Source organism: Variovorax sp. SPNA7 (genome assembly GCF_033807855.1).
Taxonomy (GTDB): Bacteria; Pseudomonadota; Gammaproteobacteria; order Burkholderiales; family Burkholderiaceae_C; genus Variovorax; species Variovorax beijingensis.
In genome coordinates this window covers 4,842,767-4,868,263 of the sequence record NZ_CP138513.1, presented here as the reverse complement: position 1 = coordinate 4,868,263, position 25,497 = coordinate 4,842,767, and the positions used below count along the sequence as shown (strand labels likewise).

The 25,497-nt window shown below is 67.0% G+C and carries 24 protein-coding genes and 1 tRNA gene; 16 read left to right on the top strand and 9 right to left on the bottom strand.

Going from position 1 to position 25,497, the window contains the following annotated elements; genetic code table 11:
* The first annotated feature begins 2 nt into the window (after positions 1-2).
* Together hemW and RZE77_RS22770 are read left to right on the top strand one after the other, a co-directional pair.
* The gene (hemW, locus tag RZE77_RS22775) at positions 3-1,262 is read left to right on the top strand and encodes a radical SAM family heme chaperone HemW (RefSeq protein WP_319439391.1); all 1,260 of its coding nucleotides are present in this window, start codon (positions 3-5) and stop codon (positions 1,260-1,262) included.
* A 32-nt stretch (positions 1,263-1,294) separates the two neighbouring features.
* Positions 1,295-1,379 (top strand) — tRNA-Ser (locus RZE77_RS22770).
* A 485-nt stretch (positions 1,380-1,864) separates the two neighbouring features.
* Here the strand turns inward: RZE77_RS22770 and RZE77_RS22765 are convergent.
* Complete coding sequence (locus tag RZE77_RS22765) at positions 1,865-2,170, bottom strand: hypothetical protein (protein WP_319439390.1); 306 nt, start codon at positions 2,168-2,170, stop codon at positions 1,865-1,867.
* 1 nt (position 2,171) lies between these two features.
* Positions 2,172-2,891: a hypothetical protein gene (locus tag RZE77_RS22760; protein WP_319439389.1), complete on the bottom strand. Its 720-nt coding sequence runs from the start codon at positions 2,889-2,891 to the stop codon at positions 2,172-2,174.
* Positions 2,892-2,931: 40 nt separating this feature from the next.
* Here RZE77_RS22760 and RZE77_RS22755 point away from each other — a divergent pair, with 40 nt between their 5' ends.
* From RZE77_RS22755 to RZE77_RS22735, 5 genes are all read left to right on the top strand, one after another.
* Positions 2,932-3,825 (top strand): LysR family transcriptional regulator, encoded by an 894-nt coding sequence (locus RZE77_RS22755; RefSeq protein WP_319439388.1) that lies wholly within the window; start codon positions 2,932-2,934, stop codon positions 3,823-3,825.
* Between the two features lie 129 nt (positions 3,826-3,954).
* On the top strand, positions 3,955-4,929 hold the full coding sequence (locus tag RZE77_RS22750; protein ID WP_319439387.1) for a Bug family tripartite tricarboxylate transporter substrate binding protein: 975 nt from the start codon (positions 3,955-3,957) through the stop codon (positions 4,927-4,929).
* Between the two features lie 3 nt (positions 4,930-4,932).
* Entirely contained in the window at positions 4,933-6,114 is a 1,182-nt protein-coding gene (locus RZE77_RS22745) for a CaiB/BaiF CoA transferase family protein (protein WP_319439386.1), read from the top strand.
* Positions 6,111-6,869, top strand: a complete 759-nt coding sequence (locus RZE77_RS22740) for an enoyl-CoA hydratase (RefSeq protein WP_319439385.1) — start codon at positions 6,111-6,113, stop codon at positions 6,867-6,869. Before RZE77_RS22745 ends, RZE77_RS22740 begins: the two co-directional genes overlap by 4 nt.
* 167 nt (positions 6,870-7,036) lie before the next feature.
* A complete protein-coding gene (locus RZE77_RS22735) occupies positions 7,037-7,948 on the top strand; it encodes a class I SAM-dependent methyltransferase (protein ID WP_319439384.1) in 912 nt (303 codons plus the stop codon).
* Here the strand turns inward: RZE77_RS22735 and RZE77_RS22730 are convergent.
* The gene (locus tag RZE77_RS22730; RefSeq protein ID WP_319439383.1) at positions 7,854-9,254 is read right to left on the bottom strand and encodes an MFS transporter; all 1,401 of its coding nucleotides are present in this window, start codon (positions 9,252-9,254) and stop codon (positions 7,854-7,856) included. The genes RZE77_RS22735 and RZE77_RS22730 overlap by 95 nt on opposite strands.
* Before the next feature lie 111 nt (positions 9,255-9,365).
* Here RZE77_RS22730 and gcvA point away from each other — a divergent pair, with 111 nt between their 5' ends.
* From gcvA to RZE77_RS22710, 4 genes are all read left to right on the top strand, one after another.
* Positions 9,366-10,274: a transcriptional regulator GcvA gene (gene gcvA, locus RZE77_RS22725; RefSeq protein WP_319442400.1), complete on the top strand. Its 909-nt coding sequence runs from the start codon at positions 9,366-9,368 to the stop codon at positions 10,272-10,274.
* Between the two features lie 488 nt (positions 10,275-10,762).
* Positions 10,763-12,004 carry an HlyD family secretion protein gene (locus tag RZE77_RS22720; protein ID WP_319439382.1) on the top strand — a complete coding sequence of 414 codons (1,242 nt, stop codon included), beginning with the start codon at positions 10,763-10,765 and terminating at the stop codon, positions 12,002-12,004.
* 43 nt (positions 12,005-12,047) lie between these two features.
* Complete coding sequence (locus tag RZE77_RS22715; RefSeq protein ID WP_319439381.1) at positions 12,048-13,382, top strand: hypothetical protein; 1,335 nt, start codon at positions 12,048-12,050, stop codon at positions 13,380-13,382.
* Positions 13,370-16,777, top strand: coding sequence for an efflux transporter outer membrane subunit (locus RZE77_RS22710; protein ID WP_319439380.1), 3,408 nt, complete (start codon positions 13,370-13,372; stop codon positions 16,775-16,777). The genes RZE77_RS22715 and RZE77_RS22710 overlap by 13 nt, the downstream gene beginning before the upstream one ends.
* A 19-nt stretch (positions 16,778-16,796) precedes the next feature.
* Here RZE77_RS22710 and RZE77_RS22705 read toward each other — a convergent pair whose 3' ends face one another.
* Positions 16,797-17,078: an HU family DNA-binding protein gene (locus tag RZE77_RS22705; protein ID WP_319427530.1), complete on the bottom strand. Its 282-nt coding sequence runs from the start codon at positions 17,076-17,078 to the stop codon at positions 16,797-16,799.
* 318 nt (positions 17,079-17,396) lie between these two features.
* Here RZE77_RS22705 and RZE77_RS22700 point away from each other — a divergent pair, with 318 nt between their 5' ends.
* From RZE77_RS22700 to RZE77_RS22685, 4 genes are all read left to right on the top strand, one after another.
* Entirely contained in the window at positions 17,397-17,537 is a 141-nt protein-coding gene (locus RZE77_RS22700; protein WP_319427529.1) for a hypothetical protein, read from the top strand.
* A gap of 101 nt (positions 17,538-17,638) precedes the next feature.
* Positions 17,639-18,004, top strand: a complete 366-nt coding sequence (locus RZE77_RS22695) for a hypothetical protein (RefSeq protein ID WP_319439379.1) — start codon at positions 17,639-17,641, stop codon at positions 18,002-18,004.
* On the top strand, positions 17,997-18,242 hold the full coding sequence (locus RZE77_RS22690) for a hypothetical protein (RefSeq protein WP_319439378.1): 246 nt from the start codon (positions 17,997-17,999) through the stop codon (positions 18,240-18,242). The genes RZE77_RS22695 and RZE77_RS22690 overlap by 8 nt, the downstream gene beginning before the upstream one ends.
* Positions 18,243-18,276: 34 nt before the next feature.
* Positions 18,277-18,534, top strand: a complete 258-nt coding sequence (locus RZE77_RS22685) for a hypothetical protein (RefSeq protein ID WP_319439377.1) — start codon at positions 18,277-18,279, stop codon at positions 18,532-18,534.
* Between the two features lie 38 nt (positions 18,535-18,572).
* Here RZE77_RS22685 and RZE77_RS22680 read toward each other — a convergent pair whose 3' ends face one another.
* The 3 genes from RZE77_RS22680 to RZE77_RS22670 all read right to left on the bottom strand — a co-directional run bounded on the left by RZE77_RS22680 (position 18,573) and on the right by RZE77_RS22670 (position 22,235).
* Entirely contained in the window at positions 18,573-20,585 is a 2,013-nt protein-coding gene (locus tag RZE77_RS22680) for an AsmA family protein (protein WP_319439376.1), read from the bottom strand.
* A 193-nt stretch (positions 20,586-20,778) separates the two neighbouring features.
* Positions 20,779-21,225, bottom strand: a complete 447-nt coding sequence (locus RZE77_RS22675) for a universal stress protein (protein ID WP_319439375.1) — start codon at positions 21,223-21,225, stop codon at positions 20,779-20,781.
* A 143-nt stretch (positions 21,226-21,368) separates the two neighbouring features.
* The gene (locus RZE77_RS22670; protein ID WP_319439374.1) at positions 21,369-22,235 is read right to left on the bottom strand and encodes a type 1 glutamine amidotransferase domain-containing protein; all 867 of its coding nucleotides are present in this window, start codon (positions 22,233-22,235) and stop codon (positions 21,369-21,371) included.
* Positions 22,236-22,309: 74 nt separating this feature from the next.
* Here RZE77_RS22670 and RZE77_RS22665 point away from each other — a divergent pair, with 74 nt between their 5' ends.
* Positions 22,310-23,254 (top strand): LysR family transcriptional regulator, encoded by a 945-nt coding sequence (locus RZE77_RS22665; RefSeq protein ID WP_319439373.1) that lies wholly within the window; start codon positions 22,310-22,312, stop codon positions 23,252-23,254.
* Here RZE77_RS22665 and RZE77_RS22660 read toward each other — a convergent pair.
* Positions 23,206-23,904 (bottom strand): response regulator, encoded by a 699-nt coding sequence (locus RZE77_RS22660; protein ID WP_319439372.1) that lies wholly within the window; start codon positions 23,902-23,904, stop codon positions 23,206-23,208. The genes RZE77_RS22665 and RZE77_RS22660 overlap by 49 nt on opposite strands.
* Positions 23,901-25,490 carry an ATP-binding protein gene (locus tag RZE77_RS22655; RefSeq protein WP_319439371.1) on the bottom strand — a complete coding sequence of 530 codons (1,590 nt, stop codon included), beginning with the start codon at positions 25,488-25,490 and terminating at the stop codon, positions 23,901-23,903. Before RZE77_RS22655 ends, RZE77_RS22660 begins: the two co-directional genes overlap by 4 nt.
* Positions 25,491-25,497 lie beyond the last annotated feature (7 nt).

Below are 25,497 nucleotides of genomic sequence, written 5' to 3'. Positions count from 1 at the left end.
CGATGGCCTCTGTCGTTCCCATCCAGCCCGCGCAGCCCACCGGCGCACCGCAGGCCAACGACGTGCTGCACTGGATGCGGCCCGGTCCGCTGCAGCTCGCGGCGCTGCCGCCGCTGTCGCTCTACATCCATCTGCCCTGGTGCTTGCGCAAGTGCCCTTACTGCGACTTCAACTCGCACGAGTGGCGCGCCACCAGCGAGGCAGAGGCCGAGGGCATTCCGGAGGCGGCATATCTCGACGCGCTCATTGCCGACCTGGACGCCGCGCTGCCGCTCATCTGGGGCCGTACCGTCCACACCATCTTCATCGGCGGCGGAACGCCGAGCCTTTTTTCGCCGCAGGCCATCGACCGCCTGCTCGGCGACGTGCGCGCCCGCCTCAAGCTGGCGCCCGAGTGCGAGATCACGCTCGAAGCCAATCCCGGCACCTTCGAGCGCAACCGCTTCCGCGCCTATCGCGCCGCAGGCGTCACGCGGCTTTCGGTGGGCGTGCAGAGCTTCAACGACGAGCACCTGAAGGCGCTCGGCCGCGTGCACGACCGCGCCCAGGCCATTGCCGCCATGGAAGAAGCCGCGAGCGCGTTCGACACCTTCAACCTGGACCTGATGTATGCGCTCCCGGGCCAGACGCTCGAGGGGCTGGACGCCGACCTGACCCAGGCGCTGGCGCTCGCGCCGCCGCACATCTCGGTGTACCACCTCACCATCGAGCCCAACACCTGGTTCGCCAAGTTTCCGCCGGCCCTGCCCGAAGACGACCTGGCCTACGCCATGCTCGACCGCATCACCGAGCGAACCGCCGCCAGCGGCATGTCGCGCTACGAGGTGTCGGCCTATGCGCGCAGCGGCCACACCTGTGCGCACAACCTCAACTATTGGCAATTCGGCGACTACCTGGGCATTGGCGCCGGGGCGCACAGCAAGCTGAGCTTCGCGCACCGCATCGTGCGCCAGGTGCGCTTTCGCGAACCGCGCCTGTACATGAACAACGCCCGCGCCGGTGCCGCCGTGGCGCAGAGCGACGAGGTGGCGCTGGCCGACCTGCCGTTCGAGTTCATGCTCAATGCGCTGCGCCTGAAGGAAGGCTTCACGCTGCCCCAGTTCAGCGAGCGCACCGGGCTCGCCATGACCAGCATTCAAAAAGGGCTGGAGGAAGCCGAGCGCAAGGGCCTCGTCGCACGCGACCTGCATCGCGTGTGGCCCACCGAGCGCGGGCTGGATTTTCTGAGCGACCTGCAATCGCTCTTCCTGCCCGAGGAGTGACGGGCCAGCGTCAGCATAAAATCGACGGTTCCGGAGAGTTGGGTGAGTGGTTTAAACCAGCAGTCTTGAAAACTGCCGACGTGAAAGCGTCCGTGAGTTCGAATCTCACACTCTCCGCCGGCTGAGGCAGGCCTCAACCGCAGCCACCGGTCCATGATCCATGCGCAAAATATCTGCGCGGCAACGCCCCGGGATGCGGTGCCGCTTTTACAGGCGCAGTGTCGCGACGCAGGCGCGGCAACGCTCTTCCGGTGATGCGCACAGGCTTGTCCACCGTCTTATCCACCGCAATGGTGGAGAACCCACTCTCTGTGATTGGTGGCTTGGAGCGCGATGTGTGGCAAAGTTGTACACATTTGGTAGTACATATCGGTCATAACTAACCGTGCAAGCCGGGGACGCCATTCGAGATTCAAGTGGGCGGAAAGAAAACTCTCGGGCTGTCTTTCAGTGCAGGGCTTCAACCGGTCCCTCGTAAGCGACCTCTCTGGTCTTCCGCGAAGTGACGGCTCGGCGGTCGCCGGCGTCACCTAGTCGTCGTCGGGGTGGGCCGGTTCGATTCCGGCCCCGGGCAGCCTCCGATGGCGCGCGGTGCGGGTGAATTACAAACCAAAGGTCGCAACTGCAACCACAAAAGCCACCCAAAGTGCTCCCAGTCCGACTAAACACATCGTGCCGACAAAGAGTACCAGAACGATTATTCTTTGATATGGGTTCTGCATCGCCGGAACAAGGCGCCAATAAATGAAGCCGGCCCAAAGTAAAAGTACCAGAATAAATATGGGCAGAGCGGCATCGGGTACTTTGGCGATCCGATGTGCGCTTAAGGCCATTGCGCTGTAATTCATTGCGGGGATCGATGCGCCCCACAACAGCACGTTTATAGGAAGAAGCCAGCTGATTTTCACCTTATTGCTTCTCCCTTAAAGTAATGCAGGGTAGCGGGTTTTCCCATCCTGGCGATTGGTATCCTGGGGTTGAAATGAGCGGCACGTATCCCATTACACTTCTGAGCAACCCTGCGACATACGAACTGCTATTGTATTCGCCTGAGCGCATCTTGGATTCCCTTACGTTTTTTGGGAATGAGTAAGGAGCGACATAGCTTGAAAATTTTTGCGATCGATCAATTATTTTTCGAGCGAACTCTTGCCGTGACATACCCGACGGTGGTTCCAAGGGAATGCGGACCTTTACCTCCGCAGGAAGTGCATTCTCGTAGCGATTTGTCTTGATCAAAAAGAAATTTTGGTAGCCTGCTTCCATCATTGATGGTTGCCCGTCAATTACTTTGATGCCACTGTACGCATCATCTATGACTATGGAGAAATGAAGATCGTAAGGATCTGGAAAGCTGACTTTTCCAAGCCATCCTGCCGCAACGCGGCCATAGAGTGTGACGGTCGGCTCCGAATGCTGAGCGCGTGCTGCTGAGTTTGTCTCTGCGGACATGAGTTCTCCCTGGTTGAATTCAATATCATAGAAGGATGGTCGGAGCTCGTCTATTACGTCTTTTGTAGTGAGTTCGAGTTTGCAAATTTCTCGGTTGATTAAAATCACTCTTTTTGTTTGCAAATAATTTACGACTTGGCAACGATTTATATGCGAATAGACGATCGCCGATTCCATGTGCGCCTTGTAATCGTCCTGTTGAAGGACTCGCACCCCCATGAAGCTCGACTCCACCACCGTCCAACTCGTCCTGTGCATCGCCGAGGAAGGCAGCATCTCGCGGGCCGCCGACAAGCTGAGCCTGGCGGTGGCGGCCGCGTCCAAGCGCGTGAGCGACCTGGAGGCGCAGCTGGGTGCCAGGCTGTTCAAGCGGGTGCCACACGGCGTGCTGATCACCGAGGCCGGCAGCCGGCTGATGGCGCACATCCGGCAGATCGACAACCTCATCGGCCGGCTCGAAGGCGATGCCCAGGTGCTGGGCCGCGGCCAGGACGGGCGCATCCTCATCGGCGCGCCGAAGGCGGCCATCATCCAGTTTCTTGCGAAGGACATCGCCCGGCTGCGTGACGCCTACCCGCAGATCACGCTGAAGATCCTGGAAGAGAACAGCAAGATCGTGCAGCAGCTGCTGCGCGACAAGGTGATCGACGTCGGCATCTACGAGAAGAAGAGCGGATTCCTGGACCTGCCGAAGTTCGACTACCGCCAGGACAGGCTGGTGCTCGTGTACAGCCGCCGGCATTTCCAGTTTGCGGCGGAGGGGCCCGTGGGCATCGACGACTTCCTGGACCTGCCGGTCGTGAGCCTGGGCAAGGGCTCGGCGATCCTGTCGGCCTTGCAGGGGGCCTACCGCAGCCGCGGCCGGTCGTTCCCGAACAACTTCTCGACCAGCGGCTTCGACACCATGCTGGCGCTGGTGCGCCATGGCCTGGGCGTGGGCCTGATGCCGCCCGAGGTGCTGCGCAGCTTCCACCCCGAGGACGACCTGGGCTCGGCCGAGATCCAGGGCGACTGGCACCAGCGCGCCTATGTGCTGTCGTGTGTCGAAGGCCATGCGCAGGAGCAGACGCTGCGGAACGTGGTGGCCCAGCTGATCGGCAGCAGCGCCTAGAAAAAGCAGCGTTCCTGCGGCTGCGGCTTCGCGGATTGCGAAGCCAGGCATGCCTTCCACGTTCTTGCGACGTCCTCTGCGCTACGGGAGAGTAGCGGCACCACTACAGCAGAGACAGAGGACGCATACATGAAACGCCGAGACTTCATTGCGGCCAGCGCCGGCGCGCTGGCCGCACCCTGGGCCCTCGCGGCCACGGAGCTGCCCAAGGGCATCGTCAAGATCTACGTGGGCTGGGCGCCCGGCGGCGGCACCGACGTGTTTGCGCGCATCGTGGGGCAGAAGCTCTCGGAGCTGTGGGGCCGCTCGGTGGTGGTCGAGAACAAGCCAGGTGCCACCGGCGCACTGGCCGCGGACTTCTTTGCCCGCACCCGGTTCACCGAGGGCGTGAACCTGCTGATGGCGCACGTCAACACGCATGCCATCTCGCCGCACATCTTCAAGAGCATCACGTACGACCCGCTGAAGGACTTCGCGCCCATTGTCATGGTCGGCGCCACGCCGCACATCCTGGTGACCCGCGCGAAGAATTCTGTCGGCTCGGTCAAGGAAGTGGTCGAGCAGTGCAGGCAAAGCCCGGGGAAGATCAGCTTCGGCTCCTCCGGCACGGGATCGGTGCAGCACCTGGCGGCCGCGATGTTCAACATGGCGGCCGACGTCAAGAGCATCCACGTGCCCTACAAGGGCTCGGGTCCGATGCAGACGGACCTGATCGGCGGCCAGATCGACTACAGCTTCGACACCATGACGGCGGCCACCGCGCAGGTCAAGGCCGGGCGGATGGCGGGCATCGTCCAGACGCGCCTGCAGCGGGCCAAGGGCTTTCCGGAGCTGCCGACCATGGACGAGCAGGGCTTCAAGGGCTTCGACGTCTCCAGCTGGTATGGCGTGGTCGGCCCCAGGGACATGTCCAGGGACCTGGCCCTGCAGATCAACGCCGACATCAACAAGGTGCTGGCGCTGCCGGATGTGGTTGCGCGCTTCGACGGCTACGGCGTGGAGGACGGCGGCGGTTCGGTCGACAAGTTCGCGGCCTTCATGGCTGCCGAGTTCAAGAAATGGGGCGACGTGGTGCGCACCGCCAAGGTCACCGAGGAGGGCTGAAAAATGAACCACGCGCGACAACTGCCGCTGCAGGGCATCCGGGTGCTGGACGTGAGCCAGGTCATGGCCGGGCCGTTCGCCTGCATGCTGCTGGCTGACCTGGGCGCCGACGTGATCAAGGTCGAGCCGCCGGGCGGCGACCAGACCCGCGGCGCCATGGGATTCAAGATGAAGGGGCCGGACAGCATGGGCTTCCTGAACATGAACCGCAACAAGCGTTCGCTGACGCTGGACCTCAAGAACGAGGAGGACCGCGCGTCCTTCTACAAGCTGGCCCGGACCGCCGACGTGATCGTCGAGAACTACCGTCCCGGCGCGGTGCAGCGCCTGGGCATCGACTACGAGTCGATCAGGAAGATCCATCCGAAGATCGTGTACGTCAGCATCTCCGGCTTCGGCCAGAGCGGTCCGTGGGCCGAGCGGCCGGGCTTCGACCTGATGGCGCAGGCCATGTCCGGCGTGATGAGCGTGACCGGCTATCCCGGCGAGAAGCCGGTCAAGGCCGGCGTACCGGTGGCCGACATCGGCTGCGCGCTGTTTGCCACCTACGCGCTGCTCGCGGCCTACATCGGCGCGCAGAAGTCGGGCGTGGGCCAGCACATTGACGCTTCGCTGTTCGACGCGGCCATGGCCTTCTCGGTGTGGGACATGTCCGAGTACTGGGGCACGGGCGTGCGGCCGGCACCGCTGGGCACCAGCAACAAGATGAGCGCGCCCTACCAGGCGGTCAAGGCGCGCGACGGCTACTTCGTGATGGGTGCGACCAACCAGAAGCTCTGGACCCGGCTGTGCGAACTGCTGCAGCGGCCGGACCTCGTCGAGCACGCGGACTACGCCAGCGTCTCTTTGCGCCTGAAGAACCGCGAGGCGCTGATCGAGGCGCTGGAACGGGAGTTCGGCCAGCGGGACAGCGCCGACTGGATCGACGCCATGCTGGCCGCCGGCATCCCGGCGGGGCCCATCCTCTCGTATCCCGAGGCCTTCGAAGGCGAGCACGGCACGCACCGCCGCATGTGCATGGAGATCGACCATCCGATCGAAGGCAAGGTCAAGAACATCGGCTTTCCCGTCAAGCTGCTGGGTACCCCGCAGCAGGTGCGCCGGCCCCCGCCATTGCTGGGCGAGCACAACGAGGAAATCCTGGCCGAGATCAACACGCCGGCCGGCGCGGCGGAGGCCTTGTGAGTTCAGCTGAATGCGTGCGGCTGGGCGTCCATGCCTCGGGCGTGGCCGAGATCATGATCCACCGCCCCGAACGCCACAACGCGATGACGCGGCAGATGTACGAGGCGCTGCTGGAGCACATCGGCACATGCGCGCGCGACCCGGCGGTGCGCAGCGTGCTGTTCAAGGGGGCGGGTGGCAAGTCCTTCATCTCGGGCACGGACATCGCCCATTTCAAGGGCTTCGAGGGTGGCCGCGACGGCATTGCCTACGAGGCTTTCGTGGAGCGCGTCATCGATGCGGTCGAGCGCATCGCGGTACCCACCGTGGCCGTGGTCGACGGCTGGGCCGTGGGCGGCGGCCTGGCGCTGGCCACGGCCTGCGATTTCCGGGTCTGCAGCGATGCATCGCGCTTCGGCGCGCCGATTGCGAGGACGCTGTCCAACACCCTGTCGTCGCGCAACATCGCGCGGCTGCAGGCCGCCCTGGGCGTGCCGCGCGTCAAGCGGATGCTGCTGCTGGCCGACCATCTGACGGCGCAGGAAGCGCTGGCCTGCGGCTATGTGCATGCCGCCTGCGCGGCGGGCGAACTGGATGCCGCGGCCCATGCGCTGGCAGAGCGGCTGATGGCGCTGTCGCCGGTCACGCACAAGGCCGTGAAGGAGAGCATCCGCCGCATCGTCGTCGAGCAGCGGCTGGACGACGATGACCTGATCGAGGAGGTGTATGGCAGCCAGGCATTCCGCGACGGGGTGGCCGCTTTCATTGGCCGATGACGGCGAATATCAATGCCTGATATCACCCAAATGAGGTAGCCAATAGGTCAGTTTTTAAATCACGCAGCGTGTAAGCGTATTAAAAATATTAACAGTGGAACCGAAAGTCATGTAATTCTTAAGCATAACTTGTCTCAATACCGGCTCAGATTTTTGAAGGATTCAAAATGATCGGAGACATCTTATTGCCAAACGCGAGCTTGAAGCGCTCGGGGAATTACTTCGAATCGGGGCTCGAGCGCAAAACCGACGCCATAACCGCCAATGCCACCTATTTTGGAAACATGCAGTGGGCCCAGGAATACCTGGATTTCTGCCACCGCGATGCGCATTTCAAGAGCCGGTGGCTCGCCGCTGCCGGCGACTGGACGGACAAGGTGGTCATCGACCTGGGCTGCGGGCCGGGCAATATTTTTGCCACCCTCGGAGGAAAGCCGCGGCTCCTGATCGGCGTGGACGTGGCGCCCGGCTCGCTGGAGCTGGCGGCCAAGCTGGGCTACACGGCGGTGCTGGCCGACGCGGCCTACACGCCTTTCCGCTCGCAGGTGGCGGACATCGTCGCCATCAATGCGTCGCTGCACCACTGCGACGACATGGCTGCGGTGCTGCGCGAAGGGGCGCGGCTGGTGAAGCCGCATGGCCTGCTGGTCACCGACCATGATCCGCAGCTCACCGCCTGGGATTACAAGGGCCTTGCCAAGCTGATGTGGGATGCGCGGCTGTGGGTCTACCGGGCGATCGGGCATGGCTTCCACAAGACCGGCAGCCAGCAGTCATGGGGCCTGCGAACCGAGGTCCATCACCAGCCGGGCGATGGCGTGACGCGGGAGTTCTTCCACTCCACGCTGGAGCCGCTGGGTTTCGAGGTGCGCGTCTACCCGCACAACCACCAGATCGGTGCCGATGCGCTGCGCGGCGTGGTGGGGCCGGCCCAATGGAAATACCGGCTGGGCAACATGCTGTCCGGCCGGCGGCCTTCGTCGCCTACGAGCGCGCTGTCGCTGATGTGCGTGGCAAGGCGTCGCGGCGATCCCGTATCAGCTGCGCCAGCAGCGTCAGAACAGCAAATGCCAGGATGACTCCCACGCCCGGATAGAGCATGGCCAGCTGCGTTCCCGGCGCAATGGCCGCGGTCACCACTGCGAGGCCGCAGGCCCCGCCCACCTGCAGCGAGCTGTTGAGAAGCCCCGCGGCCAGCCCTTGCTCATGGTCGGCCACGCCGCTGGTGCCCGCGACCATCAGCGCCGAGATGCTGAGCGCAAAACCCACGCCCCACAGCACCGAAGCGGGAAGCAGCACGGTCCACAGGTCCGGCTCGGGGCCGATGCGCAGCATCAGCAGATAGCAAGGAATGAAGGCCGCGAGCCCGGCCAGCAGCACCCGGGTCACGCCGAACCTTTCGATCAGCGCGCCGATCCTGGGCCCGATGAGCACGACCATGAGCCCCGCCGGCAGCAGCACCAGGGCCATCTGCCACGGCTTCCAGCCTTGCAAATTCTGCAGATACAGCGCGATCAGGAACTGAAAGCCCATGGCGCCTCCATACAGGAAAGCCGCGCTGGCATTGGCGGCCACCAGGCGCCGGTTGCGGAAGATGCCCAGCCGGACGAGCGGCTGCTTCGCGCTGCGCTCGATGGCGAGGAAGCCGGCGAGCAGCAGCGCCGACAGCGCGAATCCACCGATCGTCCGCAGCGACGCCCAGCCGGCCTCTTCCGCGGAAACCAGTGTGAAGACCAGCAGCAGCATCCCCGCGACCAGGGCCGCGGCGCCGCCGATGTCCAGCCGCATGCGCCCGGTGCGCGGCGGATCGGGCGGCAGGAAGCGTAGCGCGGCCAACAGCAGCAGCACGGCGATCGGGATCGGCAGCACGAAGATGTAGCGCCAGTCCAGCGCTGCGAGCAGGCCGCCGATCAGCAATCCGGACGAGTAGCCCGAGGCTTCGAAGAGGTTGAAGATGCCGAACGCCCGGTTGCGCTGCGGGCCTTCGGCAAAGGTGGTGGCCAGCAGCGACATGGCCGCCGGCCCGGTGAAGCCCGCGGCCATGCCCTTGACGAAGCGCGAGACGATCAGCAGGAACGCGTCGTCCGCGAAGGCGCCGAACACCGACACCAGCGCGAACACGGCCAGTCCGGCCACCAGCACCCGCCTGCGGCCGAACAGGTCGGCGCAACGCCCGCCCAGCAGCAGGAAGCCGCCGAACGCCAGGATGTAGGCGCCGACGAACCACTGCGCGGTGGCCGCGCTGATTCCGAACTCGCGCTGGATCTCGGGAATTGCGACGGCGATCATCGAGATGTCGAGGCCGTCGAGCAGAATCACTCCGCTGAAGATGAGAAGCGCAATCCACAGCCGGGCGGGCCAGTGCGGGGTGGGGCAAGCTGACATTCATTCACTCCGAAGTTGTTGTTGTCGATGCGCTCGATCATTTCGGGGTGAACGGTTTTGGGGAAACGAGTAGTTCTCGATGGATCATCAAACAGGGCTTGAAGATCGATGATGAAGCGCATGCTGCCGGGAACGCGGGCCCTGCGGACCTTCGAGGCCGCCGGGCGGCACCTGAACTTCACGCGCGCGGCCGACGAGGTGGGGCTGACGCCGGCGGCGGTCAGCTACCAGATCAAGGAAATGGAAGATCAGCTGGGCGTCGTGCTGTTCACGCGCAGCAGCCGCAGCATCCAGCTGACAGCGGCCGGCGCGGTGCTGTTCGAGGCCGCGGCCGATGCGCTGGACAGCCTGCAGCGCGCCGCCGGCCGCGCCCGCCGAATGACGCGGGGCTCGGCGCACCTGCGCATCTCGCTGAGCGCCCGGTTCGCCGCGAACTGGCTCATGCCCAGGCTGCCGCGGTTCAGGGCCGCCCATCCGGGCCTGGAGCTGATGTTCGACATCACCGACCAGATACGGGACTTCGACGCCGACGACGTCGACATTGCGATCCGCTTCGGCAACGGGAAGTACGAGCACGCGCTGTCGGATCGGCTGTTCGACATGGTCGTGGCGCCGGTCTGCAGCCCCAGGCTGCTTGAAACCGGTCCCCGGCTGCGGGAGCCGCGGGACCTGTTCCACCACACGCTGTGCTACCTCGACTGGAAAACCGACGGCATGGTCTGGCCGAACTGGCGCATGTGGATGGAGGAGGCCGGTATCCGTGATTTCGACGACAGCCGGTGCCTTGCTTTTCCCGATTCGAGCCATGTGGTGCAGGCGGTCATCGAAGGCGGCGCCGTGGGCCTTGCCGACCTGGCCATGATCGCCAACGACCTGGCCCAGGGCCGGCTGGTGAGGCCGTTCGACATCGGCGTGAGCGTGGCGGGGGACTACGCCTATCACCTGGTCTGCCCGGAAAGCAGCGGTCAGGACCCCCGGGTGCTTGCCTTCCGCGCCTGGATGCTCGGCGAAGCGGGCTGAACCTGCCCGGGACACGATCGGTATCGTTACTGAATCTTCCTTGCTGCCACATTCCCGCAGCTTCGCGGTCAAATGACGAGGTGCCCGCCATGCCGGGTTGCGGCACCCTTCGCCCCAGCCTCCCCTGGGGAAACCCGGCCCTCGCACCGCTCTGCATGCCCAATGCGACCTTTTGTGGTCAATTGCGCGCAATCCGACACCAATGTAGGACTTTAGCCCGACCTTTGGTGTTGCCGGAATGTGAATCCAGCACATCTTGTTTCGCACCGAAGCAGTCCTGACCGGGGTTTGGACGTACCTTGATATTGCACCGCAACATGCGGACGCGAGTTCGTGGCTCGGCGTCCGTTCGCTGCGGGCGGGTCCTTCAATCTGGATGTCGCGCCGCTCCTTGCGGCGCGATTTGGTTCTCACGAGAGGTGGCTATGCGTGTGTCAAAACCGGGTTCGGTTCTCTTTTCTCACCGCCAGCGGCGCATCGCTGGTGCCATGGGCGGCCGTGTCCCCGGCGCTGGTTCTCGGCGCCGACGGCAATCGGGCGCCTTCGTCCCCAAGCTGGCGGCCTATGCGCTGCTGGCCTTCGTGCTGTGGTTGATGGTCGCAACGCTGGTCCAGCCGCTGTTGTCTTCGCAGGCCACCCGCGCGGTCTTGCAGGCGCCCGTGGCGCTGATCACTTCGCCGATCAACGGGGTGGTGTCGCAGATGGTGGTGCATGCACGCGACAAGGTGGAGCCCGGCACCATCGTGGCCACGGTGCGCAACCCGACCGTGAGCCAGGAAATCCTCACCACCCTGCGGTCGCAGCACCTCGCGCTGCAAAGCCAGCTGGCCCAGCTGGGCAACCAGTACAAGTCCGACAACCAGGAAATGAGGTCGGTCGGGCAGGAGGCCGGCGTGCACCGCGAGGCCTCGCTGGCACAGGCCTGGGAGGCCTGGCAGATCGCGCGGCGGCAGCGCGATGTGGCCCACAGCGTGGTGGAAGAGCAGGAAAACAAGGTCCGCACCAACCAGGCCCTGCTGGAGCAGGGAGCGATCAGCGAGCAGGTCATGAACTCGTCCATGGCGCAGCTGAACACGGCGCGCGCCAATGCCGCGGTGGCGGAGCAGTCCTTTGCCGGGCAGGCCCAGACCGTGGCGAGTGCCGGGCAGGGGGCCTTCGTGGGCACCGGGGGCAGCAACCTGTTCCAGACGCTCGCCAGCCGCCGCGAGGCGCTGCGCAACAGCGTCGGCCGCGCCCAGCAGGATGCCACCGCCATCTTCAAGCAGCTCAAGCAGGTCAGGGACCTCGAGGAAGAGGAGCGCCGCCGGGTGGAGAAGCTGTCCTTCTACGAAATCAAGGCATCCCAGGCGGGGCAGGTCCATTCCGTGCTCGCGCCCGAAGGCGCGTACGTTACGGCCGGCGCCTCGCTGGTGCGGGTGACCGATTGCAGCCGGCTCGGCGTGGTGGCGGTGTTTCCGGCGCGGGTGGCCAAGCGGCTGGGCATCGGCTCGGTGCTCGACGTGAAGCTCGCCGAATCCGCGAGGCCGGTGCCGGCGCGCGTGGAGCAGTTGCTGCCCGTGGCCTCGGACGCGCTGCAGAGCACCTACAGCGTGCCGTTCCCGTATGCCGAGCAGGGCTCCATCTATGCCGTGGCCCGCATCGAAGGCAAGGAGCCGCAGGAGGCTCCGCCGGACGGCGGCAGCAACATGTGCGCCCCCGGCAAGGTGGTGTCGGCCAGCCTCAGGTCCTGAGCGCAGGCGCAAATGCACCGCCCATCCGCATCGGAACAGAACCATGTCGGTCTTCCCGTTTTCCCGGCCCCTGGCGTCCTGCCTTGCCGCATCGGTGGCACTGGCCTTGCCGATGTCCGCAGCGGTCGCCCAGCCGTCCGGCCGGCAGGCCGCCAGCGCCACGCAGCAAGCGCTGGCGCGGCAAAGCTGCGAAGGACTGCGGCGCGCGGTTGCGGAGGACCAGAAGGACGCGGCTTCCGGACCGCTGTTCCTGGCCAGCTACCGCGTCGCCGATCCGAAGCAGGGCACGCCGCTCGAGCCTGCGCTGGCGGGCGCCGCCTTCACCTATGACAACGCGCTTGCGGGCATCGCGCTCTTGGCCTGCGGCGACGCGGCCTCGGCCCGGCGCATCGGCGACGCGGTGGTGCGCGCGATGGAGCGCGACCCCAACACAGCCGACGGGCGCGTGCGCAACGCCTACCGCGCCGGCCCGATGACCGAGGAAAAGGCCGCGCTGCCGGGGCGCTGGGATGCGGCCAAGAACCAGTGGATCGCCGATGCCTACCAAGTGAGCACGGCCACCGGCAACGTGGCCTGGGCCGCCCTGCTGCTGCTGAACCTGAACGAGGCCGAGCCCTCGCCCGCCTACCTGGCCGGCGCGCGCCGGCTGCTCGGCTGGATCGAGCAGCGCACCCGCGCGCGCAACGCACCCGACGGCTACAACGGCGGCTGGTACGGCTGGGACAACGCGCAGCGCGCCCAGACCTGGAAATCCACCGAGCACAACATCGACATCGCGATGGCGGCCGCCTGGGCGGCCAGGCGCGCCGGCGGGCAGGCCGAAGCCGAACGCCAGCAGGCGCGCACCGCGCTCGACTTCGTCAACCGCATGTGGAACGCATCGGAGCAGCGCTTCAACATCGGCACCAAGGAAGACGGCGCCACCATCGCCACCGACGGCTCCGGCCTGGATGCCCAGCTGTGGCCGCTGCTGGCGGCGCCCGAGGGTTCCTGCCCCTGGATGCGGGGGCTCGACTGGGTGGAGAAGCACCATCGCTTCGGCGAAGGCTATGGCTTCTCGCGCAGCCCCGACGGCATCTGGACCGAGGGCACCGCGCAGGCAGCCGCCACGCTGGTGGCGCGCAAGGGCGCGGCGCCCGAGGCCCTGTGGCAGCTGCTGGCGTCGCAGCGCGCCGGCAACGGCCTGTACTACGCCACCCCCAGTGCCCGCATATCGACCGGGCTGGCCATCGGCCCGGACTCGACCGGGGCCGATTTCTTCTACTACCGCTGGCCACACTTGGGCGCGACTGCCTGGATCGCGCTGGCCGCCACGGGGTTCAACCCCTTCACCGGCAAGACCGCCGCAACAGGAGCCACGTCACCATGTCCCACCTGATCGCCACACCGGAGTTCCAGCTCAACGCACTCGTTGCGGGCCTGGCCCTCCTCCTGATGACGTGGGGGCGGATCGACCGCACCTCCCACCGCGTGCTGTTCGGCGCGCTGACCGCGCTGCTGCTGATGCGCTATGCCGTCTGGCGCGTGGTTGCGACCATGCCGCCTTCGGACCTGGGCTTCGAGACCCTGTTCGCCTGGGTGTTCCTGTGCTTCGAACTGACGGCCATCGCCTACACGCTGATGTCCATCCACATGCTGGTCCGGCGGCGCGACAACCACCAGCTGGCCGACCGCGGCGAAGCGCTGCTGCGCGGCCGCGGCGCGCAGGTGCCGGCGGTGGACGTCTTCATCTGCACGTACAACGAAGAGCTGGCGGTGCTGGAGAAGACCATCATCGCTGCGCAGGCCATCGACTATCCGCACCTGAACGTGTGGGTGCTCGACGACACCCGGCGCGACTGGCTGCGCGAGTATTGCGAACGCAAGGGCGTGCACTACGCGCGCCGCCCCGACAACAGCCATGCCAAGGCCGGCAACCTCAACAACGGCCTGCGGCTGTCGGCGGGCGTGACCAATGCGCCCTACATCCTGGTGCTCGATGCCGACTTCGCGCCGCAGCGCCAGATCGTCTACCGCATGCTGGGCCTGTTCGCGGACCGCAAGGTCGGGCTGGTGCAGACGCCGCAGTTCTATTACAACGCCGACCCCATCCAGCACAACCTGCGTGCCACCGACAGCTGGGTCGACGAGCAGCGCGTGTTCTTCGACGTGCTGCAGCCGGCCAAGGATGCCGCCGATTCGGCCTTCTGCGTGGGCACCTCGTTCATCGTGCGGCGCGACCTGATCACCGCCGCGGGCGGCTTTCCGGTGGGCAGCGTGTGCGAGGACATCCACACCACCTACCTGCTGCTGCGGCACGGCCACATCACGCGCTGGCTCGGCGAGCGGCTGTCGAACGGCCTGTCGGCCGAGAGCATCATCGACTACATCAACCAGCGCAGCCGCTGGTGCCTGGGAACGGTGCAGCTCGCGCTGCTGCCCGACGGCCCGCTGCGCGGCCGGGGCTTCAGCTTCTCGGCGCGGATGCACTTCCTGCACGGGCTGCTGCACTGGCTCGGCAAGCCGTTCATGGCGATGGTCATGCTGGCGCCCGCGCTCTACTGGTATGCCGGGGTCTCGGTGTTCCATGCCACGCCGCAGGCCTTCGCGGCCTACGGGCTGCCGCCGCTCATGATGTTCTGGGCCTACAGCTACTGGATCAGCGGGCGGCGCTGCCTGCCCGTGTTCAGCGAGGTGAGCCAGCTGGTGGCGGCCATGGCCGTCACCAGCACGCTGGCCAGCGCCATGCTGCGGCCGTTCGGGCGGCCCTTCAAGGTCACGAACAAGGGGCTGGACCGCACCAAGACCGTCGTGCACTGGAAGCTGGTCGCGATGTTCGGCGGGCTTCTGCTGGCGCTGCAGCTCGGCGGCGCGTCGGTCGCCTTGAGCGGCGAGGCGCTCACGCCAGGCGACCAGCTCAACCTGGTGTGGACCGGCATCGCACTGCTGCTCTGCCTGGCTGCGCTCATGGCCTGCGTCGACCTGCCGCGGCCGGAGCAGGAAGAGCGCTTTCCCTGGCGCGCACGCACCCGGGTGCGCACCGCGGCGGGCGAGGGTGAATCGCGCTTCGTCAACATCGCGGCCGACGGCGCGCTGCTGGAGGCCAAGGCCCCGCTGAAGCGCCTGCGCGTGGGACAGCCGCTGGAGGTCTACGTCGAACCGGTGGGATGGCTCCCGGCCCGCCTGGCCGCCAGGAGCTCCGCGGGCGCCGAGCTGCGCTTTGCCGGCACCGAGGCCCAGCGCGAGCAATTGGTGAGCCACGTGTTCAACGTGCCGCCGAGCCACGTCGCGGTCCAGGTGCGGCCATGGAAGGCCGCCTCGGCCTTGCTGGCGAGCGCGGGTTTCGGCTCTCCCGGCGCGGGCTTCGTGCGCCTGGCCCTGCGGCTGCTGCTGCTGGTGCTGGCGACCTGCGTGGTGCTGGTGGTGAGCGGATGCAATCTCACGCCGCCGCTCAAGCAGCCGGACCTGACGGTGCCTTCGCAATGGCCGGCCGGCACGACGGCGCCGAATGCGGAACCCGTCGACTGGCGCAGCTTCGTGCAGGATGACGAGCTGCGCGGGCTCATCACCACCGCCCTCGCGCAGAACCGCGACCTGCGCGCCTATGCCGCGCGTGCCCGCGAAGCCCGGGCCGTGTATGCCGGCAGCCGCGCCTCGCTGTTTCCGCAGATCGGCCTGTCGGGCCATGCGCAGCGGGCGCAGACCACCCCGCAGGGCTCGCTCAGCCCGCTGGGCAACATTCCGACCGACGGCCGGACATCGAACAGCTTCGACATCCAGGCCGGCATCACCTCGTACGAGCTCGACTTCTTCGGCCGCCAGCAGAGCGCGACCCAGCAGACCGGCTCGCTGGCCGAGGCGGGCAACAAGGACTTTGCGGCTGCGCACATGAACCTGGTGGGAGAGGTGTCGAATGCCTACCTCACGCTGCGCGCCGACCGCGCCCTGCTCGCGCTGGCCAATGCCAACGAGTCCGGCCTGGCCGCCAATGCCGACATGATCGGGCGCGCCAAGGCGGCGGGCGGTGCGGCGCAGCTGGACGTCTACCGCTCGCAGTCGCTGCTGCAGAACGCCCGCGTGAAGCAGGAAGAATTCCGCATGCGCGTCGCGCAGGATCTGCAGTGGCTGAACGTGCTGGTCGGCCAGCCGGTGCCGCCGGAAACGGGCAGCGCCCGGCCGTGGCCGCAGCGCTCCACGGCTCAGGTGGCGGCGGGCCTGCCGTCCAGCCTGCTGCAGCGCCGGCCCGATCTGCTGGCGGCCTATTCGCGTGTCGAAGCCGCCAATTCGGGCGTGGGCGCGGCCAAGGCCGCGATGCTGCCGACCATTTCGCTCACCGCGCTCGCGGGCGGCGTGAGCCGGGAGCTGTCGACGCTGCTGAGCAGCGGCAACAGCAGCTGGGCGGGGGTGCTGGGGGTGTCGCTGCCGCTGTTCGACTGGGGCCGCCGCTCGGCCAACATCACGGCCAACGAGGAGCGGCTGGCAGCGGCCATGGCGTCCTATGAGCACGCCGCGCAAATGGCATTCCGCGAGACCGCCAATGCCCTGATCGCCGATGACCACCTGCGCCCGCAACTGGAGGCGCAGCAGGCCCGCGTGCAGGCGCTGGAGAAGGTGGCGAGCATTGCGCGCACGCGCTTTCGCAGCGGGCTGGAAGACTACTTCGCGAGCCAGGACGCCCAGCGCGAGCTCTATGCCGAGCAGCAGCAGCTGATCGAACTGCAGCTCAAGGAGGCCGTGAACATGGTCAACCTCTACAAGGCGGTGGGCGGAGGGTGGCAGGGCGCTCAGGCCTGATGAGCGCCCTCCTGGGGGATCAGGCCCCCTGGTTGATGGCGTCCTTCAGCGCCTTGCCTGCCGCGAATTTCGCGCTCTTGCTCGCCTTGATCGTGATCTGCTCGCCGGTCGACGGATTGCGGCCGGTGCGCTCGGCACGGTCGGCCACGCTGAAGGTGCCGAAGCCGATCAGCTGCACCGTCTCCCCACGCACCAGGGCGCGCGAAAGTTGTTCGAGCGCCGAGTCGAAGGCGCGGCCGGCGTCGGCCTTGCTGAGGTTGGTGTCTTCTGCGATGGCGGCGATGAGTTCGGTCTTGTTCAAAACAGGAATTCCTTTCGAAAGAACATTTGTGAAAACCACGGAGGGTCGTACCCGAGTTTGACCGAATGCGGCGGCCGGATTCCCGTCCAGGCCTGCATATGTGCTTCTAAATCTGCGGACCTGTGACGGATGTCCGCTTCGCGCATTCGTGAAGTACTGGGCAGAACGGGCGGCCGGTTACTGTTTCTCACGTAAACCAAAGTCGATCGTGAAGCATTTCCTGTCTAAATGTTAGTAGTTCACATATCTTGTGGCCTCGCTGACGGCCAGGGCGCCCATCCGAAGCAGCGCCAGACAATTTCAACCAAAGGAGTCCGCATGAAAAAAACCGCCGCCACCGTGATCTTCTCGTTCGCAATGACCTTGCTGCTGAGCGCCTGCGTCGTGGTGGACCCGGGGCCAGGGCCGGGCAAGGGCGGCTTCTGCCCTCCCGGGCAAGCCAAGAAGGGCAACTGCTGACCCCGGTGTTCCCGGACTGCAAGCCCGATTCCGGCCGGGAACACGAAGCCGCCACCTCAATGACATCTGCACACACGCTCCGCCAGAAGCGGATCGCGCTCGTGGACTCCGACGCCCTGCAACGCACGTGCACCGGCAGTTCGCTGAAAGCCATCGGCATCGACCACGCGTCCTTCGAGCATCTTCATGGCCTGATCAACGCCGCCCGCGAGGGGCGGCGCTTCGATGCCATTCTTCTTGGACTGCACGCGGATGCCGCGCCGGTCGTGGCGCTGATTGCCGACGTGTGGAGCGCGCTCGGCCAGCGCGTTCACGTGTTCTTCATGGCGCATCCGACCGAACTGCCCCACGCGCGGGAGGCGCTTTCGCGGTCGGCTGTCGGCGGATGGCGTTCGCAGTTGATTCTTTCCCCCGCGAGCGATGCCGAATTGCGCGCGGTCTTTCACGGCAAGGGATTCCATGCGTAGTCCGTTCCTCGGAGACCCGAGTCCGGACGAGCCGCCTCCACCGCCGTCGCGGCCGGCGTGGCTGGCCTTGCTGCCCGTGCTCCTGTACGTCCTGGCGACCCTTTCCTTCCTGGCCATGGCCATGCGTGTGCCGAACATCGTTGCCGCGGCCCTGTTCGTGACCGCGGCCATCGTGTCGCTCGGGGCCGGCCTCATTCTCGGCTTGAGCCTGTGGCTCTTTCCGGAGCTTCCGCGCTAGTCGCTGGTTCTTCTGCCGCTTCGCAACGACAACGATGAACAAGCCCGCACCGTCGATCTTCCGCATCCAGGACTGGCGCGGAACATTGGTTGCCGCGCTGGTCGGCCTCCTGATCGTGATGGCCGTGGTCATGAAGTGGCTGGTCGAATTCCAGGTTTCGGCGGCGCAGGAACGCCGATCGCTAGAGGCGCTTGCCCGCCGGGCCGAGGCGCAGTGCTTCGGGCTCGCAACGCATCGCGCCACGCAGGCCTGCCTGGCGCAGCGTGCGGCCCAGGCCAGTCTCGCAAAATAGAAAACAAGCCCCTTGCGGGCAGCAGGCCCGCGGCGCCGCTAGCGTGCCGTGGGCTGCTTGCCGGCCTTCGGCTTCTGGCGCGCGGCAGCTTCCAGCGGCGCGCATTCCGCGAACTCCTGCGAGCCCATGTTCAAGAGCGGCAGCAGCGCGGCAGCGGGCGCCACCGCGCCCAGCGCAATTGCCGAACCCAGCTTGAGCGCCACGGCGCCCTTGTCGACGCCGACGTCGGGGTTCTTGAACGTGCCCTGGACGTACAGCGGCGAGCGCAGCGAAAGAACGCGCAGCGCCTTGTTCCGCGGCTGGATTTCCAGCGCGAGCTGTTCCTTGGAAAGATCGATGAGCCCGCTCACGTTGACGACCGATTCGTCCGTGTCCAGCACGAAGGAGCGCGTCTGCATGACGCCCTGCGTCACCTTGAAGTCGCTCGCCAGGCAGTTCAGCTGGACCTGCCTGTCGCCGAACAGCTGGGTCGCCACCACGCTGCCGATGTTCAGCCCCATGGCCTCGAGCAGGAACTTGCTCATCGTGCCCTTGCTCACCAGCGCCTTCACCTCGCCGTTCGAAGTGCCCAGCAGGGCCGCGACGGAGTTGCCGGATGCGGACAGCGCGGCATCGCCGCCGACGACGCCCAGGCTGGCCTGCATGGTGTCGAGCGTCGGAAAGAGCTCCTTGATCCGGAGCCGGCGCGCCGAGAGCTGCAGGTTGGCGCGGATCGGGTCCTGCCTGCCGTCGAGCTTGGCCGTGGCCGCCAGGGTGCCGCCTGCCACGCCAAAGCTCAATGGCGTGAGCGAGAGCACGCTGTCCTTCAGGTGAAGATCCGCCACCAGGCTGTCGATGGGCAGGTCCTTCGCGGTGAAGATCTTGCGGCCGGCAAACTTGACGTCCGCGTCGATGCTGCCCCAGCTCGCGGTATCGAACTTCTCCACCGGCAGCACCTTGCCCGCCGGCTGGACGGCCGCGGCGCCGCGCTTGGCCTTGCTCGCGTTCGAATCGGCGCCGATCAGCGGCGCGAGGTCTTCCAGCCGCAGCTGGTTGGACTGCACCTGCCCGCGCAGCAGCGGCCGCGGCTGCTGCGAGATGTATTCCAGCGTGCCCGCAATGTCGCTGGCGCCCACGCGGCCCTTGAAGTTCTCGTACAGCCAGCGCCCGCCGGCCTTGTCGAGCTTGCCGACCAGATGGCCTTCGGTGCTGAACGGCGGCGTGTTGGGCAGCGTGATGCCGGTGATCGGGTACAGGTGCGCCATGCTCGCGCCCGAAAGCTTGAGCCGCAGGTCCAGTGCGGCCAGCGCGTCGGGCTTGGTCAGCGTGCCGGCGATGTCGATGCGCGTGGCACCCACCTGCACGCCGGCCTGCAAGGGATAGGGCTTGGTGTCCTGCTGCAGCGAGAGCACGGCGCCGGCCTTGCCGCTTCCCTGCACCGGCGTCTGGCGGAAGGTGCCGCCGAGCTTCCAGCCGATGCCGTAGCCCTCGGCGCTTTCGGTGGGCAGGCTGTCGATGTCGACCTTGAGATCGAGCCTTGCCGTGGCATCGGCAAGCTTCACCGTGCCCTGGCTCAGCACCAGCCGCTGCAGGTCGAGCTTCCAGCTCGAGGGCTCCGCGCCGTCGGGTGCGGGTGCCAGCGTCCAGTTGTTCTTGCCGTCCGCGGTGCGTTCGAGCGAGAGAACGGGGCCGGCGAGCTCGAGCGTGGGAACGCGGATCGTATGGTTCAGCAGCGGCAGCGGGTTCAGCGAGAAGCTCAGCTGCCTGATCTCGGCCAGGTGCGGGCCGGTCTTGCCCCAGTCGGCATTGCCCAGCGTGATGTCCTGTGCGCTGAGCCTCGGCCAGGGCACCCAGCGGCGCCAGCCTGTTTCGGCTTCGGGGCTCGACCACTGCAGCGCCAGGTCGCCGCGGATCGCGAACGGGCGGCCGGTCGCTTCGCTCACGCGCTGGTTGATCCATGGCCTGGCGCGGTTCCAGTCGAAGCTCAATAGGGCCGCGATGCACAGCGCCACCAGGGCCGACAGCAGAAGCAGGCCCCAGCCCACGGCGCGGGGAAACATCGATGATTTCATTTTCACTCCCTTGAGACGGCCCTTGCGCAATGCAGCCATTGCAGGGCACTGTACCTTCCGCAGCCCTGCGCGAGCTGCGGATGGCAGCCAGGGAGTGAGTCGCCCCGAGGGCGGCGCGTTCACGAGGGGCGGCCGATGCCGGCGCCCGATCGTGAAGAATTTCACTTCGAGCGCGCTTGCTTCGATCAGGCTTCTATCGCAGCACCAGCACCGGAATGTGCGAGTGGGTCAGCACATGCAGCGTCTCGCTGCCCATCAGCAGCCGCGCCAGGCTGCGCCGGCCGTGCGAGGCCATCACGATCAGGTCGCACTGCTGGTTCTTGGCCGTGGCGATGATGGCTTCGGCCACCTGGTTGGACTTCATGACGATGGCTTGTGCGCTGCGCACGCCCCTGGCGATGGCGGCGCTCCTGACCGCATCGACCATGCGCTGGGCGGACTGTTGCGTTTGTTCTTGCGAGGCTTCGATTTCGCGCTGGTTCAGCACCATCGAGCCTTCGAAGTAGCCGTACGGCTGGAGGTGCGCGACGGTGACGCTCACCAGCTCGGCACCTGCCAGCAGGGCCAGGTCGATGGCGGTGGCGACCGCCTGTTCGGAGAGCGAAGAGCCATCGGTGGGGACGAGGATACGCTTGTACATGGCCGACTCCTTGGCCCCCGGCACTGCGGGTGCCTTCGCATTCCAGTCTAGTTCGCGGGTGTGGGCGCTACAAGCAAGGAAGCTGGGCGGCCGCCCCTAATCGCGAGGGGCGGAGCCCGCGCCGCGGCGCCTGTTGGTGCCGGCTATTTCGCTAGGCGCTTGAGCATTTCGTTGGCCACGCCAACCGCCGAGGCGGGGTTCTGGCCGGTAATGAGCTCACGGTCGATCACGACGTTCGAAGTGAACGGGACCTTGTTGCTGCTGTAGGCGCCGCCGGCCTGCTGCAGCGCGGTCTGCGGGTAGAACTTCATCGTGCCGCCCTGCAGCGCCGCCTTCGCAAGCTCCTCTTCCTGGTTGCTGATGACCGTCATGCGGTAGCCGGCGTAGATCCATTTGGGCCGCTGCTCGACGGTGCCGCGGGCCGCCAGCCGGGTCGTGAAGCCTTGCGCATCGGGCAAGGTCGAGAGCAGGGCGATCGGACCGTGGCACACGAGCGCCGTGGTCTTGTTGCGTGCATGGAAGTCGGCGAGCAGCCTGCCCAGTTCGGGGCTGGTGAGCAGGTCCTGCATGGGCGCGTGGCCGCCCGGAACATAGACCGCGTCGAAATGCGCGTAGCCGATCTGTGCGACGCGCGAGAGGCTCACCACCGGCGAGTCCGTGCGCGAGGTGAGCTTCAGCTTGTCGAGCAGCGCCTTGTGCTGCTCCATGGCGGACACGTCGCCGTCGAAGTACATCTTGTCGACCGACGATGCGTCGACAGTGGGCGCATCGCCGCGCGGCGTCGCGAAAGTCACTTGGTGGCCGGCGTCGAGCAGCAGCTTCACCGGCTGCATCAGCTCGTTCAGGTAGAAGCCGGTGGCGAAGACCTTGCCGTCCTTCAGGTCGAGGTGGTCGGAGTCCGACAGCACGACCAGCACGTTGGCGGCTTGGGCGCCGAGTGCGCAAAGGCCGAGCAGCGCAGCGGCGGCGAGGGGACGTAGAACGGAGGGGGATATGGTGGTGGAAGTCATGGTTCGACTGTATTGATGGCTGTTCAGGCGATAAACTGGCATCCAAGGAAAACATTTGTTCTTCGGGAGACAAGATGGGGCGGAGATTCGATCACCTGGGAGATGTGGAAACCTTCATCACAGTGGTCGAGAAGGGCTCCATGACGGCCGCTGCCGTGGCGCTGGCCACCACGCCGTCGGTGCTCAGCCGCGCCATCACCCGGCTTGAAACGCGGCTTGGCGTGCAGCTGCTGCGCCGCACGACGCGGCGCCTGGGCCTCACCGAAGAGGGGCGCGCCTACCTGGAGCAGTCGCGCGCGGCTTTTGCGCTGATCGACGATGCCGAGCGCGCGATACAGGGGCAGGGCGGCGCGCTGGCGGGCAGCGTGCGCCTGAGCGTGCCCACCACCTACGGCCACCACCGGCTGCCGGCGCTGCTGCAGCGGTTTTCCGCGCAGCATCCGCAGGTGCGCGTCGAGCTGAGCATCACCAACCGCAACGTGGACCTCGTGGCCGAGGGCTACGACCTCGCGATCCGGCTGGGCCAGCTGCCCGACAGCGGCCTGGTCGCGCGCAAGCTCGAAGACGCGCCGATGTGCCTGCTCGCGGCGCCGGGCTACATCGAACGCGCAGGCGCACCGGGCAGCGTCGCCGAGCTCGCAAGCCACAGCTGCCTGCCCTTCGTGATGCCGAGTACCGGCCGCGTGTCGCCCTGGCTGCTGCGCGAGCAGGGACGCGACGTGGACTGGCTGCCGCATGGCGCCCTGCAGGTGTCGGACGATGTGCTCGGCGTGGTCTCGCTGGCGCTGAGCGGCCTGGGCATCTGCCAGACCTACGACTTCATCGCACGCGACCTGGTGGCACAGGGCCGGGCCGTCGAGGTGCTGGCGCAGGCGCGCGGGCGCACGCGGCCGTTTTCAGTGATCTATGCGCCGCACCGGCGGCTCTCGTCCGCTTCGCGCGCGCTGATCGATTCGCTGGCGGGAAACGCTCAGCCCGGCCCCGGCCCTGGCGCTTCCCACGCAAACCCCACGCCGTAGACCGAGCGGATCCAGTCGTGCGCCGGCGTGACGGCGCCGAGCTTGCGCCGCAGGTTCTTGACGTGGCTGTCGATGGCGCGCTCCGTCACGTCCATGGTGTCGTCGTAGGCCAGCTCGAGCAGGCGGGCGCGCGAGAAGATGCGGCCCGGGTGCCGCGACAGCACCTGCAGCAGACCGAACTCGCGGCGCGTGAGATTGAGCGGCGTGCCTTCGAGCGACGCGCGCCAGTGCACGTCGTCCAGCACCAGGCCGGGCATGCCTTGGCGGGGCTGGCCGCGCTCCGCGGGCGGCTCGGTGCGCCGCAGCACGGCGCGCACGCGCGCCACCAGTTCGCGCGGCGAGAAGGGCTTGCAGACGTAGTCGTCGGCACCCAGCTCCAGCCCGAGCAGGCGGTCGACCTCCTCGATGCGCGCGGTGAGCATGATGATCGGATGGCTGGTGTGCTCGCGCGCGCGGCGCAGCACCTCGATGCCGTCGAGACGCGGCAGCATGATGTCGAGCAGTGTGAGTTCGGGCGGCGACGCGATCAGATGGTCGAGCGCGCTCTGGCCATCGGCGAAATGCGTGGTCTCGTAGCCGGCATGGCGCAGGTAGTCCTGCACCACCGATGCGATGTCGAGCTCGTCCTCGACGATGACGATGCGGGTCATGGCGATGCGCTCCTCGACAGCGGAAGGGTGATGGTCACGCGCAGCCCGCCGAGTTCCGAAGCCTGGGCGTCGATGGTGCCGCCATGGGCCTCGATGGCCGCGCGGCAGATCGACAGTCCGAGCCCGGAGCCGCCGAGCTCGCGGCTGCGCGAGGACTCGCCGCGGAACAGCCGGTCGAACAGGCGCGGCATTTCCGGCTCGGGAACGCCCGGCGCGCTGTCGTCGAATTGCAGCGTCAGGCTGTTGCCCGTCCAGGCCCCGTCGACCGTGGCGCCGATGCACAGCCGGCCGCCGGCGTCGGTGTAGGCGAGCGTGTTCTCCAGCAGGTTCATGAAGACCTGGTGCAGCCGGTGCGCATCGCCGTCGACCATCGGCTGGGCGCGCGCCGAGATGCGGTCGATGGCGCTGCGGTCCACCGTGATGCCGCGCGCGGCGAACCGGTCGCGCGTGTGGTCGAGCGCTTCCTTCAGCAGCGAGAGCGGGAACACGGTGGTCGCGAGCAGGTCGCTCTGCGGCTCGCGCATGCTGCTGCGCAGGTCGTCCACCAGCTGGCCGAGCCGGATCACCTGCCGATGCAGCCGCAGCGCGGTGCGCTCGTCGAAGCTGCGCACGCCGTCCTGCAGGGCCTCGATCTCTGCGCGCATGGCGGCCAGCGGCGTGCGCAGCTCGTGCGCCGCATCGGCCAGCCAGGCGCGGCGCGAGGCCTCCACCGTGTCCAGGCGCTGCGCCATGTCGTTGAAGGTCTTGCCGAGCAGCGCGAGCTCGTCCGAGCCATGCACGGCTACGCGCGTGGACAGCCGCCCGCGCGCCACGTCCTGCGCGGCCTGCGTGAGTTCGTCGATCGGCCGGAACCAGCGGCGCGCCAGCAGCCACGACAGCATCAGCGCAAAGGCCAGCCCACACAGGCCGGTGAGGGCGATCACGCCGGACTGGCGCGCGAGAAAGGCGCGGTCGGCCTCGCTCTCCAGGCCCTGCATCGGCGCGAGCACCAGGTAGCCGACGACCGAGCGGCCGTGGCGGATCGGCAGGCGCGCGGCATTCTCCGGGTCGACCTTGGCGCCGACCACGTGCGCGCCGTGCGCATCGGCCACGCCCAGGCGCTGGAAGATCGAGTCGGCGGCTTCGCGCGGATCGGGAAAGAACCCCAGCGGCGGGGGCGGCGGAAAGCGCCGGGGCAGCAGCTCGAGCTGCGGGGAAGGCGGAGGAGGCGGCGGCCGGGATCCGTTCTCGCCACCGCCTTCGAGACCATTGCCGCCGCCGCCCGGCCCGCGGTTCTCGTACCAGGGCGGGAGCTTTCTTTCGTCGCCGTTGCTGGCGCCGTCGAGCACCGCGGCGAGCCGGCCCATCTGCAGCCGATGCCAGGCGTCGTCGTTGCCCTGCAGCTTCTTCCAGTCGCCGTTGGCCGCATAGTGCTTGAGCAGCAGCTGCGAGAGCCAGTCCATGCGCCGGATCTCGATCTCGGCCACGTAGGAGCCGAGGCCACGCTGCAGCGCCACGATGGAGAGCCCCGCGAAGCTGAGCAGCAGCACGATCAGCAAGGCGGCCAGAGCCAGGAAGATCTTCCTGGAAAGTGTCAGGCGCGGCATGGGCTCG

What these genes read in the sequence shown, in the direction of transcription:
- RZE77_RS22700 (WP_319427529.1), top strand. Translation starts at nt 17,397, where the DNA reads ATGAAAAAAACCGCCGCCACCGTGATCTTCTCGTTCGCAATGACCTTG.
- gcvA (WP_319442400.1), top strand. Translation starts at nt 9,366, where the DNA reads ATGAAGCGCATGCTGCCGGGAACGCGGGCCCTGCGGACCTTCGAGGCC.
- RZE77_RS22690 (WP_319439378.1), top strand. Translation starts at nt 17,997, where the DNA reads ATGCGTAGTCCGTTCCTCGGAGACCCGAGTCCGGACGAGCCGCCTCCA.
- RZE77_RS22745 (WP_319439386.1), top strand. Translation starts at nt 4,933, where the DNA reads ATGAACCACGCGCGACAACTGCCGCTGCAGGGCATCCGGGTGCTGGAC.
- RZE77_RS22755 (WP_319439388.1), top strand. Translation starts at nt 2,932, where the DNA reads ATGAAGCTCGACTCCACCACCGTCCAACTCGTCCTGTGCATCGCCGAG.
- RZE77_RS22730 (WP_319439383.1), bottom strand. Translation starts at nt 9,254, where the DNA reads ATGTCAGCTTGCCCCACCCCGCACTGGCCCGCCCGGCTGTGGATTGCG.
- hemW (WP_319439391.1), top strand. Translation starts at nt 3, where the DNA reads ATGGCCTCTGTCGTTCCCATCCAGCCCGCGCAGCCCACCGGCGCACCG.
- RZE77_RS22760 (WP_319439389.1), bottom strand. Translation starts at nt 2,891, where the DNA reads ATGGAATCGGCGATCGTCTATTCGCATATAAATCGTTGCCAAGTCGTA.
- RZE77_RS22655 (WP_319439371.1), bottom strand. Translation starts at nt 25,490, where the DNA reads ATGCCGCGCCTGACACTTTCCAGGAAGATCTTCCTGGCTCTGGCCGCC.
- RZE77_RS22660 (WP_319439372.1), bottom strand. Translation starts at nt 23,904, where the DNA reads ATGACCCGCATCGTCATCGTCGAGGACGAGCTCGACATCGCATCGGTG.
- RZE77_RS22670 (WP_319439374.1), bottom strand. Translation starts at nt 22,235, where the DNA reads ATGACTTCCACCACCATATCCCCCTCCGTTCTACGTCCCCTCGCCGCC.
- RZE77_RS22675 (WP_319439375.1), bottom strand. Translation starts at nt 21,225, where the DNA reads ATGTACAAGCGTATCCTCGTCCCCACCGATGGCTCTTCGCTCTCCGAA.
- RZE77_RS22750 (WP_319439387.1), top strand. Translation starts at nt 3,955, where the DNA reads ATGAAACGCCGAGACTTCATTGCGGCCAGCGCCGGCGCGCTGGCCGCA.
- RZE77_RS22665 (WP_319439373.1), top strand. Translation starts at nt 22,310, where the DNA reads ATGGGGCGGAGATTCGATCACCTGGGAGATGTGGAAACCTTCATCACA.
- RZE77_RS22685 (WP_319439377.1), top strand. Translation starts at nt 18,277, where the DNA reads ATGAACAAGCCCGCACCGTCGATCTTCCGCATCCAGGACTGGCGCGGA.
- RZE77_RS22710 (WP_319439380.1), top strand. Translation starts at nt 13,370, where the DNA reads ATGTCCCACCTGATCGCCACACCGGAGTTCCAGCTCAACGCACTCGTT.
- RZE77_RS22680 (WP_319439376.1), bottom strand. Translation starts at nt 20,585, where the DNA reads ATGAAATCATCGATGTTTCCCCGCGCCGTGGGCTGGGGCCTGCTTCTG.
- RZE77_RS22720 (WP_319439382.1), top strand. Translation starts at nt 10,763, where the DNA reads ATGGGCGGCCGTGTCCCCGGCGCTGGTTCTCGGCGCCGACGGCAATCG.
- RZE77_RS22715 (WP_319439381.1), top strand. Translation starts at nt 12,048, where the DNA reads ATGTCGGTCTTCCCGTTTTCCCGGCCCCTGGCGTCCTGCCTTGCCGCA.
- RZE77_RS22735 (WP_319439384.1), top strand. Translation starts at nt 7,037, where the DNA reads ATGATCGGAGACATCTTATTGCCAAACGCGAGCTTGAAGCGCTCGGGG.